The sequence below is a fragment of the Glutamicibacter sp. genome (assembly GCF_032154645.1).
GTDB lineage: Bacteria > Actinomycetota > Actinomycetes > Actinomycetales > Micrococcaceae > Glutamicibacter.
In genome coordinates, this window is the sequence record NZ_JALDXV010000002.1 from 269,355 (window position 1) to 286,211 (window position 16,857).

General features: G+C 62.7%; 14 protein-coding genes. 3 read left to right on the forward strand and 11 right to left on the reverse strand.

Annotation, left to right across the window (positions count from 1 at the left end; translation table 11 throughout):
* Nucleotides 1-56 precede the first annotated feature (56 nt).
* From RUH64_RS03100 to RUH64_RS03120, 5 genes are all read right to left on the reverse strand, one after another.
* Complete coding sequence (locus RUH64_RS03100) at nt 57-2,807, reverse strand: ornithine decarboxylase (protein ID WP_313811214.1); 2,751 nt, start codon at nt 2,805-2,807, stop codon at nt 57-59.
* A 357-nt stretch (nt 2,808-3,164) separates the two neighbouring features.
* The gene (locus RUH64_RS03105) at nt 3,165-4,109 is read right to left on the reverse strand and encodes an AsnC family transcriptional regulator (RefSeq protein WP_313811215.1); all 945 of its coding nucleotides are present in this window, start codon (nt 4,107-4,109) and stop codon (nt 3,165-3,167) included.
* 26 nt (nt 4,110-4,135) lie between these two features.
* Nucleotides 4,136-5,674 carry a carboxyl transferase domain-containing protein gene (locus RUH64_RS03110; protein ID WP_313811217.1) on the reverse strand — a complete coding sequence of 513 codons (1,539 nt, stop codon included), beginning with the start codon at nt 5,672-5,674 and terminating at the stop codon, nt 4,136-4,138.
* A complete protein-coding gene (locus RUH64_RS03115; protein WP_313811219.1) occupies nt 5,671-6,861 on the reverse strand; it encodes a CoA transferase in 1,191 nt (396 codons plus the stop codon). The genes RUH64_RS03110 and RUH64_RS03115 overlap by 4 nt, the downstream gene beginning before the upstream one ends.
* 17 nt (nt 6,862-6,878) lie before the next feature.
* Nucleotides 6,879-8,333 (reverse strand): amidase family protein, encoded by a 1,455-nt coding sequence (locus RUH64_RS03120; protein ID WP_313811221.1) that lies wholly within the window; start codon nt 8,331-8,333, stop codon nt 6,879-6,881.
* A gap of 216 nt (nt 8,334-8,549) precedes the next feature.
* Between RUH64_RS03120 and RUH64_RS03125 the strand changes: the two genes are divergently transcribed.
* The 3 genes from RUH64_RS03125 (at nt 8,550) to RUH64_RS03135 (ending at nt 11,263) form a co-directional block, all read left to right on the forward strand.
* A complete protein-coding gene (locus tag RUH64_RS03125) occupies nt 8,550-9,290 on the forward strand; it encodes a DUF5058 family protein (RefSeq protein ID WP_313811222.1) in 741 nt (246 codons plus the stop codon).
* A gap of 22 nt (nt 9,291-9,312) precedes the next feature.
* A complete protein-coding gene (locus RUH64_RS03130; protein WP_313811223.1) occupies nt 9,313-10,032 on the forward strand; it encodes a hypothetical protein in 720 nt (239 codons plus the stop codon).
* A gap of 67 nt (nt 10,033-10,099) precedes the next feature.
* Nucleotides 10,100-11,263, forward strand: coding sequence for an amidohydrolase (locus tag RUH64_RS03135; protein ID WP_313811417.1), 1,164 nt, complete (start codon nt 10,100-10,102; stop codon nt 11,261-11,263).
* 94 nt (nt 11,264-11,357) lie between these two features.
* Here RUH64_RS03135 and RUH64_RS03140 read toward each other — a convergent pair whose 3' ends face one another.
* The 6 genes from RUH64_RS03140 to RUH64_RS03165 form a co-directional block, all read right to left on the reverse strand.
* Complete coding sequence (locus RUH64_RS03140) at nt 11,358-12,956, reverse strand: ABC-F family ATP-binding cassette domain-containing protein (protein ID WP_313811224.1); 1,599 nt, start codon at nt 12,954-12,956, stop codon at nt 11,358-11,360.
* Nucleotides 12,957-13,118: 162 nt separating this feature from the next.
* On the reverse strand, nt 13,119-13,934 hold the full coding sequence (locus tag RUH64_RS03145; RefSeq protein WP_313811225.1) for an HAD family hydrolase: 816 nt from the start codon (nt 13,932-13,934) through the stop codon (nt 13,119-13,121).
* 7 nt (nt 13,935-13,941) lie between these two features.
* Nucleotides 13,942-14,163: a hypothetical protein gene (locus RUH64_RS03150; protein ID WP_313811226.1), complete on the reverse strand. Its 222-nt coding sequence runs from the start codon at nt 14,161-14,163 to the stop codon at nt 13,942-13,944.
* Nucleotides 14,164-14,198: 35 nt separating this feature from the next.
* Complete coding sequence (gene ppgK / locus RUH64_RS03155) at nt 14,199-14,972, reverse strand: polyphosphate--glucose phosphotransferase (protein WP_313811227.1); 774 nt, start codon at nt 14,970-14,972, stop codon at nt 14,199-14,201.
* Between the two features lie 89 nt (nt 14,973-15,061).
* The gene (locus tag RUH64_RS03160; protein ID WP_313811229.1) at nt 15,062-16,132 is read right to left on the reverse strand and encodes an ROK family transcriptional regulator; all 1,071 of its coding nucleotides are present in this window, start codon (nt 16,130-16,132) and stop codon (nt 15,062-15,064) included.
* On the reverse strand, nt 16,129-16,818 hold the full coding sequence (locus RUH64_RS03165) for a tyrosine-protein phosphatase (RefSeq protein WP_313811230.1): 690 nt from the start codon (nt 16,816-16,818) through the stop codon (nt 16,129-16,131). Before RUH64_RS03165 ends, RUH64_RS03160 begins: the two co-directional genes overlap by 4 nt.
* Nucleotides 16,819-16,857 lie beyond the last annotated feature (39 nt).

The following is a 16,857-nucleotide window of genomic DNA, read 5'->3' on the forward strand; positions in this document are numbered from 1 at the left end:
GGACCGTCGATTGCTTCCCTTTTGGGAGCAGCCGACGGTCCTTGTGCGTCTGTCGGCTAGCCGACGGGGCTTGGGGCCAGCGACTTCAGCGCGGTGTTCGTAAAGACCTGGTAGCCCTTGTCCGCGTGGTAGCCGTGGATCTCGCGGGTATCGAGGATATCCATGTAGTTCAGGATGTCCAGGGTGATCACCTGCCCCGGCACCAGCACCGGGAAGCCCGGCGGGTACGGGGTGACGAAGACCGCGGAAACCACCCGTCCACCGCCCACAATCCGTTCACGAATCTGCGAGGAGGTCAGGAACTCCGAGGCTGGATCCTGATAGGTCAGGTAGTAGGCCTTGCGCATGTCCCCGCTGCCGCCGCCGGTGGCGAACTCCTCGGCGAAGTAGCTGAAGTCAGGCAGGGGGATGCGGCCAGCTCCCGGGGCGCGCACCACGCAGCTGCCCTCGATGCGGCGCTTGCGCTCAAGCTCCTCGGCGATCTTCACCAGCACCTCGATCAGGTGCGCCACCGCCGAACGGTTGGTGCCGATATTGGTCATCAGCAGCACCGAGGTGCGGCTGGTCTTGTTGACCTGGATCGAGTGCCCGTCCATCAGGTAGGTGTGCTTGAAGGTGTCCCCGTCCACGCCGGTGCGGCTGATGTCCAGGGTCAGGCGCGAAGGATCCAGCACCAGCTCGTCCTGCTGCCATGACTCGTCCCAGACAGCCAGGCCGTCGCGCACCGGATTCGGCGAACTGGTGGCCCTGAACTTCTGCGGGATCAGGTCGGAGGTGTCCAGGATCCTGAAGTACTTGCTCAGCAGCTTGTTGCGGGTCATCGCACGGGCGATCGACTGCGCCAGGTCCACCTGGCGCTGCACCAGCGCGTAGCCTTCCAGTTCCGCCTGACGCCGTCCGATATCAAGGGATGCAAGGATCTGATAGTTCGGCGAGGTGGAGGTGTGCGTCATGTACGCCTCGCGGAATGCGTTGGCATTGCGCAGCGCGTAGTCCTGGTCGAAAACGTGGATCATCGATCCCTGACGCAGCGAGGTCAGCGTCTTGTGCGTGGACTGCGTGGAGTACACGCGCAATCGCGTGGTGGCGGGATCCGGGATCAGCCTGGTGTGCAGCCATACCTCGTCGTTCTCCGGGGAGTCCAGGGTGCCTGGCTGCGGCAAGGCCGACTTCTGCACCCGGTAGCGCTGCTCGTATTCCTCGGTGCCCAGCTCCTCCTCCATCTTCGCCGCGGCGGTCATGCCGGTGCGCTGACGGTAGATCGGGTGGAAGCCTGCGAAGGCGAACCATGCTTCGTCCCAGAGGAACACCAGGTCCGGCTTGATCGCCAGGCACTCTTCCATGACCCGGCGCGGATCGTAGATGATGCCGTCGAAGGTGCAGTTGGTCAGCGTGATCATCTTGACCTTGTGCAGCAGGCCCTCGCGGCGCAGCTGCAGCAACCGGCCCTTGATCTCCTCCAGGGACACCGCGCCGTACATGGCGTGCTCGTTCAGCGGGTAGGCCTCAAGGTAGCTGACATTCGCGCCCGCAAGCACCAGCGAATAGTGGTGCGACTTATGGCAGTTGCGGTCCACCAGCACGATATCCCCCGGAGCCAGGATCGACTGGTGCACGATCTTGTTGGCGGTGGAGGTGCCGTTGGTGACGAAGTAGGTGCGGTGGCTCTGGAAGGCGCGTGCAGCCAGTTCGTGGGCCATCTTGATGGAGCTCTTCGGATCCAGCAGCGAGTCGAGCCCGCCCGAGGTGGCAGAGGTTTCGGCCAGGAGCAGGTTCTTGCCGTAGAAGTCCACCAAATCCCTGGCCCAGGGCGAGTTCTGCACCGAACCGGCGCGGGAAATCGGCATCGCATGGAACACGCCGCCGGGACGCTTTGCATACTTCTGCAGGGCGTTGAAGAACGGCGTGTGGTAGCGGTCGGTGATCTCGGCGAGGATCGACAGATGCAGGTCCATGCGGTCGTTGCGCGAGAAGATGCGACGGAAGCGTCCGGTGATTTCGTGGGCAATCGACTCGAGCGCGACGCCTGCAATCAGGTAGACGGGAATCTCCGGGCGAAGTTCGCCCAAGATATGCTCCATGTCCAGCAGTCCCTGGATCTGCTGGGCCGAACCGAAGTAGCCCTCGGTTCGTCCGTCGATGAATGACTGCAGGCCACCGCTGAATTTTCGCCGGCTTTTCACGTCGTAGCGGGCGCTGAGCACCACCGACTGGATGCCCGGGTTGATCACGATGGCCGCCAGTGCATCTTCAATGCTCGGCACCGCGACGAAGTTGTAGTGGAACGGGTCCGTGCGCTGACGCTGTTCGAGGATTTCTTCTTTGAAACGCTCGATTTCTTCGGCCGGCCCATTGTCCACCAGCAGGATCTCCACCTGCGGAATGATCAGCCCGTTCGGTCCATAGCTCACGCCTTCCACGACGGTGCTGTCATGATGTCCGTAGTCGGTGGTGTCCCGGCCCTCAGGCTCGAAGAACTGGGTCTGGGTTCTGAAGGACTGATTGGCCCGGTGCACCAGACGCATTGCATCGTCATAGTATCCCTCGGTCATCAGCCGGTCGACTTCGTTGAAGAAGTGCAGTCCCGGATTCGCCCAATATGGTTCGATGCTCGCCAGCTGCGCCAGCAGCCTGCCAGCCTCTATTTCATAGTCTTCACACCGCTTTTCATCTTTGAATTCGGAGGTGATTTCGCTTAATACATACCCCAAGTGTTCCCAAGCATCTTTGCGTTTTCTCCATGCACTTTCTGGAGTTGCTATTGCCTGGCTCTTGCCCTTGGTCAACCCGTCGCTCACGGTTGCCATTCTTCCTCTCACACTTGCGGTGTTAACTGGTCGTTAACATGTCGAGTCACGTCGTTGTCACTCGATAACCGTGAGACTATGCCATTTTTGACGCCGATAACAACGAAAATCAGGATGTTACAGTTAATTTTCCTGAACTCAACAAAAGTTCATTTCCCGTTTGCCAATTCCGTCCTCTAGGCAAACCCTGCGCGCAATTTAACTACGTAATTATTAACATTCAGCAAGCCTTTGACAGCTGAAATACCGGACGAATTTTTATGCGGATCTGAGATTTCAGATTGATATTCATTTAAATTAATCAGCGGCTCGGACAGCTCGCCTAGACTGCCGAAATTCGTCCGCACCCATCAAAAATCAGATGGCCAGCAACTTTCCACCGCGCTTGCGGGCCTGGACGACCAACGAGGTCTTCACCTGCAGCATGGTGTCGCCCCAGGCACTATCCGAAATGAATTTATACAGCTCCGCCTGGTTCGCCACCGTCACATCCACCACCAGCTGACAGTCGCCCGCCACTGCCGCCGCATAGCGGACCTCTGGGCGGGCGGCCAGACGCCGGCCCAGTGGTTCAATCTGGCTTGGCGTGGTGGACACCCACAGGATCGCTTCCACCGGCAGCCCCACATCCCCCGGCTCCACCAGGGCGCGGATGGAAATCTGCGCGCTGTTCAACAGCCAGTCGATGCGCCGAGTCACCGAGGTTTCGCTCATCCCCACGCGCCGCGCGATGGATTCGATGCTTGCCCGGCCGTCTTCCTTCAGCGCGGCAATGATCTGGGAATCCTTGGGGCTCAGATCGGGTTCGGCCTTCCACGAGGTGCGGTCCGGATCCTTGCGCAGCGCCTGCTCCTGCGCGGGGCTCAGCGAACCCAGCCTCCATCCGCGGATGGTCCTGAAGTACTTGAGGATCGGGTACACCACCATGGAGGAGACCCCGGGGGTGGAGGGCAGCTGCAAGGAGAGCACGTCGGTGACGTCCCCGTCGTAGTGCAGCTCGACGATCAGATCTTCCCTGCCGGTGACCTGGTAGGAAAAGCTGGTGTCTTCGCGCGCCGAGAGGGCCTCGCTGGCGATCCTTCCGGTGCCCGGGGCGCAGGTGCTCGCGATCAGCATTGAATGCTCGCGATGCCTGATGGCCGCGACCGTCACCAGCCCGTTCTCCAGCAGCCAGGCCCCGTGGCGCGCCACCGACCGTTCGGGCATGTCCAGCACCGTGGCAATCTTGCGCCAGGTGGCACGACCGTCTACCTGCAGCGCTGCGATGATCTGGCGCTGGGCGTCGCTAAGTTCCTTGTCCACTGCCCGGGTGCTCCTTCACTGTTGTCCTAGCCGGTGGCCGCCATCCGGTGTTCACCCATGGCCGCGTAGCGGGCTGCCCGCAGGCCGCGCAGCGAGCCTCGATCTACCTGAGACAGTTCCTGCAGGGCGGTGCCCAGCACCTGCCCCACCTCCTGGGAGAAGCGCCGCGGCGCCGTGCTCACATCGTACTCTTCGGGCACGATGACTTGGACGATCCCCGCACGTCGCAGGGAGAATGCGTCGGTTTGTTGAGCATGGGCCAGTAGCGGTGCATGCTCGATGTCCCGATACATGATGGCGCTGGCGCCTTCCGGGGGCAGCGGGGAGAGCCATGAACTGGCGGCTGCAATGGAAATGTCAGCTGGCAGCAGCGCCAGCGCTCCGCCGCCGGTGCCCTGGCCCAGCAGCAGCGAAACGCTGGGCACCTGCAGCCCCACCAGTGCATCGATGGAGCGGGCGATCTGCCCGGCCATGCCTCCCTCTTCCGCCTCCCGGCTCAGCGCTGCCCCCTCGGTGTCGATCACCGTCACCAGGGCGATGCCCAGGTTCTGCGCCAGCTGCGCCCCGCGACGGGCCTCGCGCAGGAAGGCGGGGCCCATGGGTTCGGCGGTGCGCGCATCGTCGGCCCGGGTGCGATCCTGCCCGACGATTACCGCGGGCTGACCGGCGAAGCGGGCCAGCGCGAGGTACATGCGCGGGTCGTTCTCCCCCTCGCTAGTCCCCGAAAGCTGCAGTGCGTCGCTGGCGGCGTACTTGACGACATGGCGCACCGAGGGGCGACGGGGCTGCCGGGTGGCGGTGATCGCGGCCCACACCTGCTGCTCGTCGAGCACCTGCTCCGGCACCTGTGGATACTCCGGCGCGTGTGCCGCAGGCTCCGCAGGGCGAAGGATGTTCAGCGCCCGGCTGACGATCTGCGCCAGCTGGTCGATGGGCACCACCGCGTCGATGATGCCGTGGCGCTGCAGGTTCTCCGCCACCTGCACCCCCTCGGGGAAGGGCTGGTGGTAGATGGTTTCGTAGACCCGCGGCCCGAGGAACCCCAGCAGCGCCCCAGGCTGGGCGATGGTGATGTGGCCCAGCGAGCCCCAGGAGGCCATGACTCCCCCGGTGGTGGGGTGGCGCAGGTACACCAGATAGGGCAGCGAGGCCTCGGTGTGGGCGCGGACCGCCGCGGTGATGTGCACCATGGAGACGAAGGCCGGGGTGCCTTCCTGCATCCGGGTGCCGCCGGAGGCGGGGGACGCCAGCACCGGAAGCCGCCTGTCGGTGGCGCGTTCAAAGGCTGCGACGATCCGGGCCGCGGTGTCCTTGCCGATGGACCCTGCAAGAAAGTCGAACTCGGAGAGCACCACCGCCACCTGCTGGCCGTTGATCCGCCCCTCCCCGGTGAGCACCGCTTCGTCGGCGCCGCTGCGCGCGGCGGCGCGCTCCAGCTGCCCGCGGTACTCGGAATCGGCGAATGAATAGTCCACCGGCGCGTCCCAGCTGATGAAGCTGCCCGCGTCGAGCACCGTCTCGATCATGGCCCGGGCGCTGATGCGCTGTGCCTGCGGCGCGCTCATGCCTTGCCCACCGCCTGGCCCACGTCCTGTCCCAGCCATTGACGGATCGCCGCCTCATCCTGGTTCAGCAGCGGAGGCGCTGCATGTTCGGTGCGGGTGACCTCCTGCTGATCATCGAAGAAGCGCAGCGGGGCCCCGGGCAGGGTGATCTGCCCCAGCAGCGGGTGCTGTACCTGCAGTGCGAGGTGCTGGGAGTGCACCTGCTCCCACTGGTACACCTCGTCCATGGTGCGCACGATGCCCGCCGGAATGCCCGCCTGGCCAAGCTGCGCAAGCAGTTCCTTGGTGGAAAGCTGCGTGAACTTTTCCTCGATCACCGCAATCAGCTCATCACGGCGCTGCACACGAAGTTCGTTGGTTTCATAGCCCTCGGTGGGCAGCTTGAACTTTTCGACCAGTGCATCCCACAGCTTGGGACTGCCGACGCTGATCTGGACGAACCCGTCGGCGCTGCGGAACAGGCCATAGGGGGCGATGGACGGATGGTGGTTGCCCTGGGCGTGCGGGACCTGTCCGGCGATGGTTTGCCGGGTGCCCTGGAAGGCGTGCACGCCGACGATGGCAGCGAGCAGCGAGGTGCGCACGTGCTGCCCGCGCCCGGTGTTCTCGCGCTCCAGCAGGGCCGCCAGCACGCCGTAGGCGCCGTACATTCCGGCCAGCAAATCGCCGATGGGCACGCCCACCTTCTGCGGGTCCTCGGGCCCCGAGCCGGTCAGCGACATCAGCCCCGCCTCGCCCTGCAGGATCTGGTCGTAGCCGCTGCGCCAGGCTTCCGGGCCGTCATGGCCGAATCCTGAGATGGACAGGATGACCAGCGACGGGTTCAGCTCCCGCAGCTTCTGCGCGTCGAAACCCAGCCTGTCGAGTACCCCGGGGCGGAAGTTCTCCACCAGCACGTCGGCCTTTTCAAGCATTGCTGCGAGGGTTGCCGCCCCGTCGTCGCTCTTCAAATCAAGGGAAATCGATTGTTTATTGCGGTTGCAGGAGAGGAAATAGGTTGACTGGCGGTCGTCCCCCGGTCCGACGAAGGGAGGTCCCCAGCCGCGGGTGTCGTCTCCCCCGTTCACGTTCTCCACCTTGATCACCCGTGCTCCGAGGTCTGCAAGCATCATGGTTGCGTGGGGCCCGGCCAGGGCGCGGGACAGGTCAATGACCGTGTAGCCGGTCAGGGGTCCGGTGGTGCTCATGGGATTCTCCTTCTGCCTTAGGCGCTGACGGTCTGGACGCGGGTCGAGTTCACCGAGGACGGGTCGATGGCCAGCTGCGGGGCGGTGGCAGCGAAGTTGGTCAGCTGCTCGTAGCCGGCGGCCCAGTTCAGCAGGGCGGCGTCCTGGTAGTGGTTGGCCGCCAGCTGCCAGCCCACCGGCAGCCCGGAGTCGGTGAAGCCTGCCGGCATGGCGATGACCGGGAGGCTGGTGGCCGAGAGCAGGCAGGCCGAACGCATCCAGTCCAGGTAGGTTTCAGCCTGGGTGCCGGCGATGTTTTCCGGCCAGCGCCAGGAAGCGTCGAAGGGCAGCACCTGGGTGGCCGGGGAGAGGAACAGGTCGTAGCGCGAATAGAAGTCCTGCACCGCATGCTCCAGCCGGGTGCGCGCCGCCATGGTTGAAATCATCGCCGCCCCGTCAAGGTCCAGCCCCTTCTTCACGTTCCAGCGGACCTCCGGCTTGATCAGCTCGCCCTGGGCCTCGACCAGCCCCGCGAGGTTGGTGGCAAAGTCGAAGGCGCGCACATTGCCGAAGACCTCGTCTGCGTCGCGGAAGTCGATGCTCGCCTCTTCCAGGATCGCGCCGGCCGCCTCGAAGACCGCCAGCTGACCGCGAAGCACCTCAATAACTTCCGGCTCCACCGGAACACCGATGCCGAAGTCGAAGCTGTAGCCGATGCGCACGCCCTTCAGGTTCGGAGCCAGCTGTGCAAAGTCCTCCCCGCGCAGCGTATTGGGCGTAGGCAGCTGTGCATCGCCAGCGGTGGCCTGCATGAACAGGGCTATATCCTGAACCGTGCGGGCCATCGGGCCCGAACGCGCAAGCCAGGAGTAAGCGTTGGAGGCGGCCTCCAGAGGGATCACCCCATAGGAGGGGCGGAAGCCGATCACATTGCAGAAGCTGGCCGGGATGCGCAGGCTGCCTCCCATGTCCGACCCGTCGCCCAGCGCCTGGATGCGCGAGGCGATGACCGCCGCGACGCCGCCGGAGGAGCCTCCGGCCGAGCGGTCGGGGGCGTAAGGGTTGGTGGTGGTGCCGAAGACCTCGTTGAAGGTGTGTGAACCTGCCCCGAATTCCGGCACATTGGTCTTGCCGGTGCGGATTGCGCCTGCGGTGCCCAGGCGGGCAATTTGCAGGTCATCCTTGGCCGGCACGTTGTCAGCCAGGGCCAGCGAGCCCTGGGTGGAGCGCAGCCCGGCGGTGTTGAAGGTGTCTTTGTGCGTCATCGGCAGACCGTGCAGCAGACCGGTCGCATCGCCTCGGGCGGTGGCCTCGTCGGCAGCCATCGCCAACTGCTGCGCACGCTCAAAGTCCGTAGTGACCACTGCATTGATGGCTCCGTTGAGCTCTTGGATGGCGTTGATGTGGCTTGCCAGCGCCTCGCGGGCCGAGAGTTCTTTGCTGCGGATTTTTTCGGTGAGCTGCACTGCTGACAGCTGCTGGATCTCATTCATGGCTAAACCTTTCAAGGCGTAACTGCGATGTCTGTCACAATCTTGGGCTCCTGCTGGCGAGATTCGGAATAGGGTCCGCCAAAAATGCGTCTTTTGGGGGATTTAGCCACATTTATGGCCAAATCCTCCATTCCTTGCCTAGCGCGCCCGATCGGCGGAGCCTTGAATTCATGAGATCCGCATCACACTAGTGGTGCGATAGCTAAGGAGCTTCCCATGTACCTTCCACTGGCCGCTGGCGACCCGTCATCCACCGATATCTGGGCCGTAGCAAACTCACCGTTCCTCTGGTTCTGCGCGTTGGGCGTCTTCGCCGTCATCTTCGTGCAGACCTTCCTCTACATCCGCGCCGCACGCGCCGCCGCCCCGCATATCGACATGCCGCTACGTGAAGTCAAGGAAGCCTACCGTGCGGGAGCCGTAGCATCGATTGGCCCCTCCCTGTCGGTAGTACTGGTGGCCATCGCCCTGCTGGCGCTGTTCGGCACTCCCGCGGTGCTCGTACGCATCGGCCTGATTGGCTCAGCCTCCACGGAAACCGCCAGCGCCAATCTGGCGGCCCAATCGATGGGAGCGAGCTTGGGCGGTGACGACTACACCCAGCAGGTCTTCGCCGTGGCATTCATGGCCATGAGCCTGTCCGGCGGCATGTGGATGCTCTGCACCCTGCTGCTTACCCCGGTACTCAAGCGCGGCAGCAAATCTCTGGCCAAGCGCAATCCGGCAGCACTTGCTCTGATTCCCGCAGCCGCCCTCCTTGGTGCTTTCAGCATGCTGACAGTTGCCGAAATTCCCAAGTCAACCATCCACATGCTTCTAGTGCTGATTTCCGCGGCTTCCATGGCGTTCTTCCTCTTGCTCTCCAAGTTGTTGAACGCCAAATGGCTCAAGGAATGGGCGCTGGGCTTCTCCATCCTCATTGCCATTACTTCCGGCTATTTCATGTACACCGCCTAAGGCAGAGATAAGGACACATGTCATGAGCACCGAAACCTTGACCAGCGCCGATGCCTCGATGGCCCGCTTTGAGAAGCAGACCACCCGCTACGGCTCCACCACCATGATCATCGGCCTGATCTTCTCCTTACTTGGCCCGATCTATCTAGTATTTTTCGCAGGCCTGGACATCACCCCGACCATGATCTTCGTAGCTTTCGCTGCGGTGGCCGCCACCTTCGGTGTGTTCTGGTTTGTCGAACCACTGACTTACTATCCGATTCTCGGTTCAGCGGCCATGTATCAGGCATTCATGATCGGCAATATTTCAAATAAGCTGCTGCCGGCTGCCATCGTTGCCCAGTCTTCAATCAACGCCAAACCAGGCACCCGCCGCGGTGATATCGCCAGCGTCATGGCCATCTGCGGCGCAGCCACGGTCCACCTAACCAGCCTGCTGATCTTCGTCGGCATCCTGGGCACCTGGCTGGTCTCCATCATTCCCGAAGATGTGATCGAAGTGGCCCGACTCTACATCCTGCCATCGATGATGGGCGCCGTACTGGTCCAGGCAATCGTGGCCATGAAGCAGTTGCGCGCCACCATCGTCGCCATCGCCCTGTCGCTGCTGATGTACTTCGTCATCATCCCAATGTTCCCGTCACTAGCGCTTTTCGGTACTGCACTGGTAGTACTGTTCTCAATCATTGTTTCGTGGCTGGTCCGCGACCGCCGCGCAAACCATGACACCGCCGAAGTCTAAAGGAGTAAGAGTGAGCACAGAATCAACAGTCCTGGAAACGATCCTGACCGAGGAACAGACCGAGGTCATGCATCAGATGTACAAGCACCTGCATGCACACCCCGAGCTGTCCATGCAGGAGCACAACACAGCAGCCTATATCCAGGGAAAGCTGGATGAGCTGGGCATCGAAAACTTCATCTGCGGCGGCACCGGCGTGGTGGGCATCCAGCGCAACGGCGAGGGTGCGGTCGTCGGGTTCCGCGCAGACTCGGACGGTCTGCCGATCGAGGAAGACACCGGCGCAGACTACGCCTCCACCCAGCGCGGCACCCTGGCCGACGGAACCGACGTGCCGGTCATGCACGGTTGCGGACACGACACCCACGTCACCGCGGCACTGACCGCGGCTGCACGGCTGGCCGAGCAGACCGATTCCTGGAAGGGCACCATCGTGTGGCTCTTCCAGCCGGGCGAGGAAACCGCCGCTGGTTCCAAGGCCATGCTGGCCGACGGCTTATGGGACAAGGCACCGCGCCCGGACATCATCCTCGGCCAGCATGTCTTCCCCTTTGCCGCCGGCTCCATTGGGCTGACCCCGGGAGCCGCCATGGCCATGGCCGACTCCTTCAAGGTCACCCTGAAGGGCAAGCAGTCCCACGGTTCCCAGCCGCAGGATTCCATCGATCCGATCGTGCTCGGCGCCCACACCATCACCAGGCTGCAGACACTGGTTTCCCGTGAATTGGCACCGCAGTCCCCCGCGGTGGTGACCTGCGGATCCTTCCACGCGGGGCTGAAGGAGAACATCATCCCGGCGAAGGCTGAATTCACCTTGAACGTGCGCACCTTCACCGAGGATGTCCGCAGCCACGTGATCGAAGGCATCGACCGCATCGTCAACGCGGAGGCCATGGCCTCCAATGCTCCGAAGCCGGAGATTGAAATCTTCAACTCCTTCCCGAGGCTGCACAACGACCCGGAGCAGACTGCGGTGGTGCATCAGGTGCTCGCGGCCGAGTTGGGCGAGGACAAGGTGGTAGAGATCCCGCCTGCCATGGGTTCGGAAGACTTCGGCGCACTGGGCGATGAAATCGGCGTCCCCTACGTGTACTGGTTTTTCGGCGGCTTCATCCCGGGCGACACTCCTCCACCGGTCAACCACTCCCCGCACTTCCTGCCGGACTATGAGCTGTCGCTGGCCACCGGTGTTCGAGCTGCGCTGGCGGGCCTGGGACACTACCTACGCTAACCATCTTCCACAACCAACGGGGCTTGGAATGAACGAAAATTCTGTTCGTTCCAGGCCCCGTTGCCTTGTTATACCGATGGAACTACCTCACCGTCTAATGAATCAGATTCAGGCCTTCGGCACCCAGCTCGGCCCAGATCTGAATATTCAGGCGTTCCAGAAAGCGTTCGTCGTGGCTGACGACCAGCAGCCCGCCTCGGTAGCTCGACATCGCGGAGACCAGAGCGTCCACCGTCTGCACGTCGAGGTTGTTCGTTGGTTCGTCCAATATCAACAGCTGATGTGCAGGCTCCGCGAGCAATAGGCTTGCAAGCTTGACCCGGAACCTCTCACCGCCTGATAAGTCCCCTAGTTTTCGATTGGTCGCGCTCCCCCGCAAGAGGAAGCGTGCAAGCTGCGCCTGAACCTGCTGCCGTGGACGCCCGGGCGCCGACCGTTGCACGAAATCCAAAGCACTTTCTTGCTCATCGGCAAACGACAGACGCTGCGGCAGGTACCCGATGCGCTGCGTTTGGGCTCGTAGATTTGGCCCCGTCGCCTTCTGCCCACCGTCGATTAGCTCTGAGATCATACGACTCTTACCCACGCCATTGGCACCGGTGAGCGCCATGCGCTGCGGGCCGCGCAATTCACCGATGCTCGTCTCTGCATTGCGCAGTTCCAGCAGGCGTTTATTGGTCGAAACCATCGGATCTGGAAGGTCGATACGGACCAGCCTGTCATCGCGGATCGCTTCCTTGGCTTGCTGTGCGGCGGTGGCGGCCTCGGACACTTTTTCATCATGCATGCCGCGCAGTTTGCCTGCCGAGACCTGAGCCTCGGACTTGCGCTGCTGCATGATTACCTTGGGCTTGCGCTTGTTCTCAAAATCCTTGTCGGCGTAGCGACGGCGACGTGCAAGTTTCGTCTGTGCTTCGACCCGCTGCTTCTCCTCGATCTTCTGCTTCTGCTGCGCGGTGCGTAGGACGCGTTCGGCCGCTGCCTGTTCCTGCTGTAGGTACTCCTGATAGGCACTGTAGCCGCCGCCAAAAATACGCAGTTCTCCGTGGTGCAGGTCGGCGGTCTGGTCCATCAGGTCAAGCAATGCCAGATCGTGGCTTGCAACGATCAGCGTGCCCTTCCACCGTTTCAGCGCGTCATAAAGTAAGTGGCGAGCCCGGGCGTCAAGATTGTTCGTCGGTTCATCCAGGAGCACTATTTGATGTTCGGCAAGCTGCAGTCCGGCAAGGGCAACGAGCATGAGTTCTCCACCGGACAGCGTTCCCGCGCGTCGGTCCATGGCGATTTCCGACAACCCGACATGCCCCAGGGCCGTCTCGGCTCTGGATTGAATGTCCCATTGCTCGCCCAAGGCGTCGTAGTCTGCTTGGTCGGTGCTTCCGGCTTCAATGCGGTGGAGGGCGGACAACTGTGTTGAAATACCCAGAACGTCAGCCACGGTGGCATCGAGGTGCCATGACAGTTCCTGCGGGAGATATCCAACGTGCCCGGTGGTTTCAACGGTGCCGCTGGTAGGTTTCACCTCACCGCTGATCAACTTAAGCAGAGTTGATTTTCCCGTGCCGTTGGCACCGATCAGTCCGGTGGTTCCGGGGCTGAACGCCGCGGTGATATCACTTAGAACACTGCTGCCGTCCGGCCAGCGCAAAGTGAGGTGATTGAAAACGACGGAGGATTGATGGGAAGTAAACATAAAGGCTCCTGATGGTCAGTTGTGATGCACCGACGCAGCGAGCCCGAAATGCAGGCTAGAGCGAAGTCAGTGCGTGGATTACCGGTGAGTAATCGCTGACGATCAGCATGATGTTCATTCCCTTTGTTGTGATATTCCGAAGTACAGCAACGCTAACAGATCCTAGTGCCGAGCACTAGAGCCCAGATAGGCGCCAAGGACTTGCAGCACGCCGTGTTCCGTGTTTGCCGGGGCCCTGAAGTTCGCCGCGTCGGCCACCAGCGGGTGGGCATTGGCCATCGCAAAGGAGTAGTGAGCGCGGCCCAGCATTTCAAGATCATTTGGATAGTCGCCGAAGACGACCGTCTGCTCCGGGCTCACACCCAACGATTCCTGCAGGCGTTCGAGCGCAAGTCCCTTGTGCACCGAATGATTCATGGCATCCACCCAGTGGCTTCCGGAAATCACCACCTGCAGCGGCAATTTCAGAGCCTGGGCCATGGCCTGCACCTGACCGGTGCCGACGTTGACAGCCATCTTGATAATATCGTCGTCCACCCGGTGAAGGTTCTCGAGCACCTGCACCGCGCGGTAGTAAGGTGCGATAGCCCGGGCGAAGGCCCCGTCGCTGCGTTCAACATAGGCGGTGCGCCGTCCACACAATACCACGCCTGCATCTAGGGCGGTCTGCTCGCGGACCGTATCGACCATTTCCGCCACCGACGCGGGATCGATGACATTTGAATAGAGTTCGCGATCCCCCTGCATGACCACCGTGCCGTTTTCGGCGATGATCGGGATGTCCCCCAACCGGGCGAACTGGGTCCGCAGGGTTTCGAACTGCCGGCCCGAAGCGGGCACAAATGCCACGCCGCGTTCCTGAAGCTGCGCAATGATTTCCCAGGCAGCATCCGGGATCTGCCCGTCGCCGTCGAGGAACGTGCCGTCCATATCCACTGCGACAAGTTTAATGTCAGCCTGCGGGTCAATCTGGTGCATGAAAACCTTAGGAATTATTCGTTCGTTGGCGGCGGGCGGCGAGGATCAGGCGTACGCCGGTGGCAAGTCCGATGACGGTGCCTACCAGCGGAAGGACAATGACCAAAAAAAGTTTGACTGCGGCTGCCTTTCCCGGGCTCCGGGCGAAGGCAATCGACTCGCAGAGAACCCCCAACAGCCACAACACAAGAACCGTTAGTTCGAGGCCGCCCAGGGCGAAGAATTCCATCAGAGCTCCTCCTATGGTTGGTAAATGGCTTGCGACTAGTGGTTCATCGCCCGGTGCGCCGCGCCGAGCACGCCGGCGGCATTGTTGTAGTGGGCGGGGACGACCTTGGCCCGCAGCTTCAGCTGCGGCAGGAACTGCTCATACTCCTGGGAGATTGCGCCCCCGATGACAATCAGATCGGGGCTGCACAAGAACTCCACGTGGGACAGGTAGCGCTGCAGACGCTGCCCGTACTGCTCCCAGCTGAGGTTCTCTTCGCGGATCACGCGTGCGGCTGCTTTCTTTTCGGCTTCCGCACCGTCAAGCTGCAGGTGCCCGAACTCGACGTTGGGGAACAGGATGCCGTCGCGGAACATGCCCGAGCCGATGCCGGTGCCCAGGGTGAGCACCAAGGTGCTGCCCATGATCGGTGCTCCGTCCCTGCTGCCGGCTCCAGCGAAAACCTCCGCCATGCCGGCGGCGTCGGCGTCGTTCAGCACGCTGACCTCGCAGCCCAGGGTTTCGGCGAGCAGGCTTTTGGCGTCCAGGCCCAGCCAGGACGCATCAATATTTGCAGCGGAGTGCACCACGCCGTCGATCACGATTCCTGGAACGGTCACGCCCACCGGGACCCCTGCAAGATCGCTGCCGGTGACCTGCTTCAGATCCTCAATAATCTGCTTCATCGCCAACGCGACTTCCTGCGGGCGGGCGCCTGCGGGCGTCGGAGCCTGGCTGAAGGTCTTCTCAATCAGCGTGCCGTCGGTGGACACAACACCGTACTTGATGGATGATCCACCCATATCCAGGCCAATCGCGGCAAACGACATCAGTACTCCGATCAAAATATTAAGGACACTTTACGATATCTAGATCACAGGTGCCGGTCAACGTGAAGACCGGCAGAATATTCCTGTTTCTAGGCCTCGCGGTAGCTGCTCCACAGCGCCTGCAACGCGCTGCGCCGCGCACCTGCCATCGCACCGGCCAGGGCGCCGTCTCCGCCGTGCACCGAATGCTCCACCTGCGACGGCACCAACGGCACCGTGCGGGTGATGACCACCGCGAGTTCTTCGCTCAGCTCGGCGCTGGCTCCCGGACCTGTCACCACCACTGCGTCCGGGTCGAGGAATCCCACCAGGTTGCCCAGCACCTGCCCCAGCGGTTCCACCAGGGTCCTGCGCACCGCGGGGTCGACGAGCCTTTCAAAGAGCACGCGCTGGCCCACCAGCCCCTCGCGCTCAAGGTGTTCAAGCAGGGTGATGCCGCCGAGCATCTGGTTCTCCAACTCTCCGGCCACACCGTGGCGTCCGCGGTGCAGCTCGCCGTCGACCACCAGCGCAGCGCCAATGCCCGCACCCACATAGACCAGCAGCATCGAGCCCCGACGCTGCTGGTACTCGGCCACCGCCATCCAGTTCACGTCGTTATCAAGCAGCGTGACCTTCGGGTCAAAGAGGCCTGCAATATCTGCGGCCGAGGCGGCAAAGATCGGCGTGCCGATCACGCGGACGTTGCCCTGCCCGTCGTGCAGCACCGGGGCCGCCTGGCTGATGCCGACGGCGAGGCGCGGCGAGCGCACGGCGGACTCAAGCTGCGTGAGCAGACCCGAGGCGGTAGCCAGTAGCTGCTGCTCGCTGGTGTGCGAATCAATGGGGGCGTGCAATGACTCAAGCACATTGCCGGCCAGGTCCTCGGCCTGGATCAGCAGGTGCTGCGCGCTGAGTTCAACTGCAAGGACGTGTCCGTAGTCCTGGCGCAGCGCGTAGAGTTCGGGAATGCGACCGCGCTTTCCCTGGGCGCTGCTCTGCCCCTCGGAGACCAGCCCGAAGTCCTGCAGGCGCAGGATCGCCTGGGAGGCAGTGGGTTTTGAAATCCCCAGCTGGCGGGAGATTTCGGTGCGAGTGGCGGCGCCTGCCCCCAACAGGTCGAACACCTTGGCGTCGGTGATGGTGGCCAAGGCACGTGCGCCGGGAGGTTGAAAGCTCAACTCACCACCAATTTCTGGCCCAATGCCTCAAGTTCTGCCGGCTTCAGCCCGTTCTTCAGCAGATAGTCGGCGATGGAGCCCTCCGCCCGGGCGACGTCCAGCGCCAGGTCGAGTCCCGCCACCGAGGTGCCCACCATCAGTGTGCGCATATCCTCGGTCATCGGTACGCCGTGCTTGCCCATCTGCGCGTTCATGGTGCTCAGCCAGTCCCCCGACAGGGCCGGGGTGGATGCCGCATAGTCTTCCATCACCGCGTCGTGGTCTGCCCCGACCGCCAGCAGCACCATGGCGATGCCCACGCCGGTACGGTCCTTTCCGGCGGTGCAGTGCACCAGCGAGGCCTCGGAGGCGAGGATGCCGCGTGCCAGTTCCACCCAGGTGTCGGCGTGCTGGGAGACCAGCGGCAGGTAGATGTCTTCGAGGGTGGCAAGCTGCCCCAGGGCGCCTTCCAGCAGCGGCATGTGCGTGCGGGTTGCAGAGCCGAGGGAACGGGGGAAGCCGGGCATGTAGCCGGTTTCCTGGGAACTGCGCAGATCGTAGATGCTGGTGATGTGGGCGTCATCCACCCAGTTGGTCAGCTCGTCGTTGATCTGCAGGGGTGCGGCCGAACGGAAGAGCACGCCGGAGGCGATCTGCCCGCCGGCGGCGGGGATGCCCCCGGCTTCGCGGAGGTTTGAAAGGAACATGCCCACATCTTAGGCTTGGAACATTGAACCATGCCAACG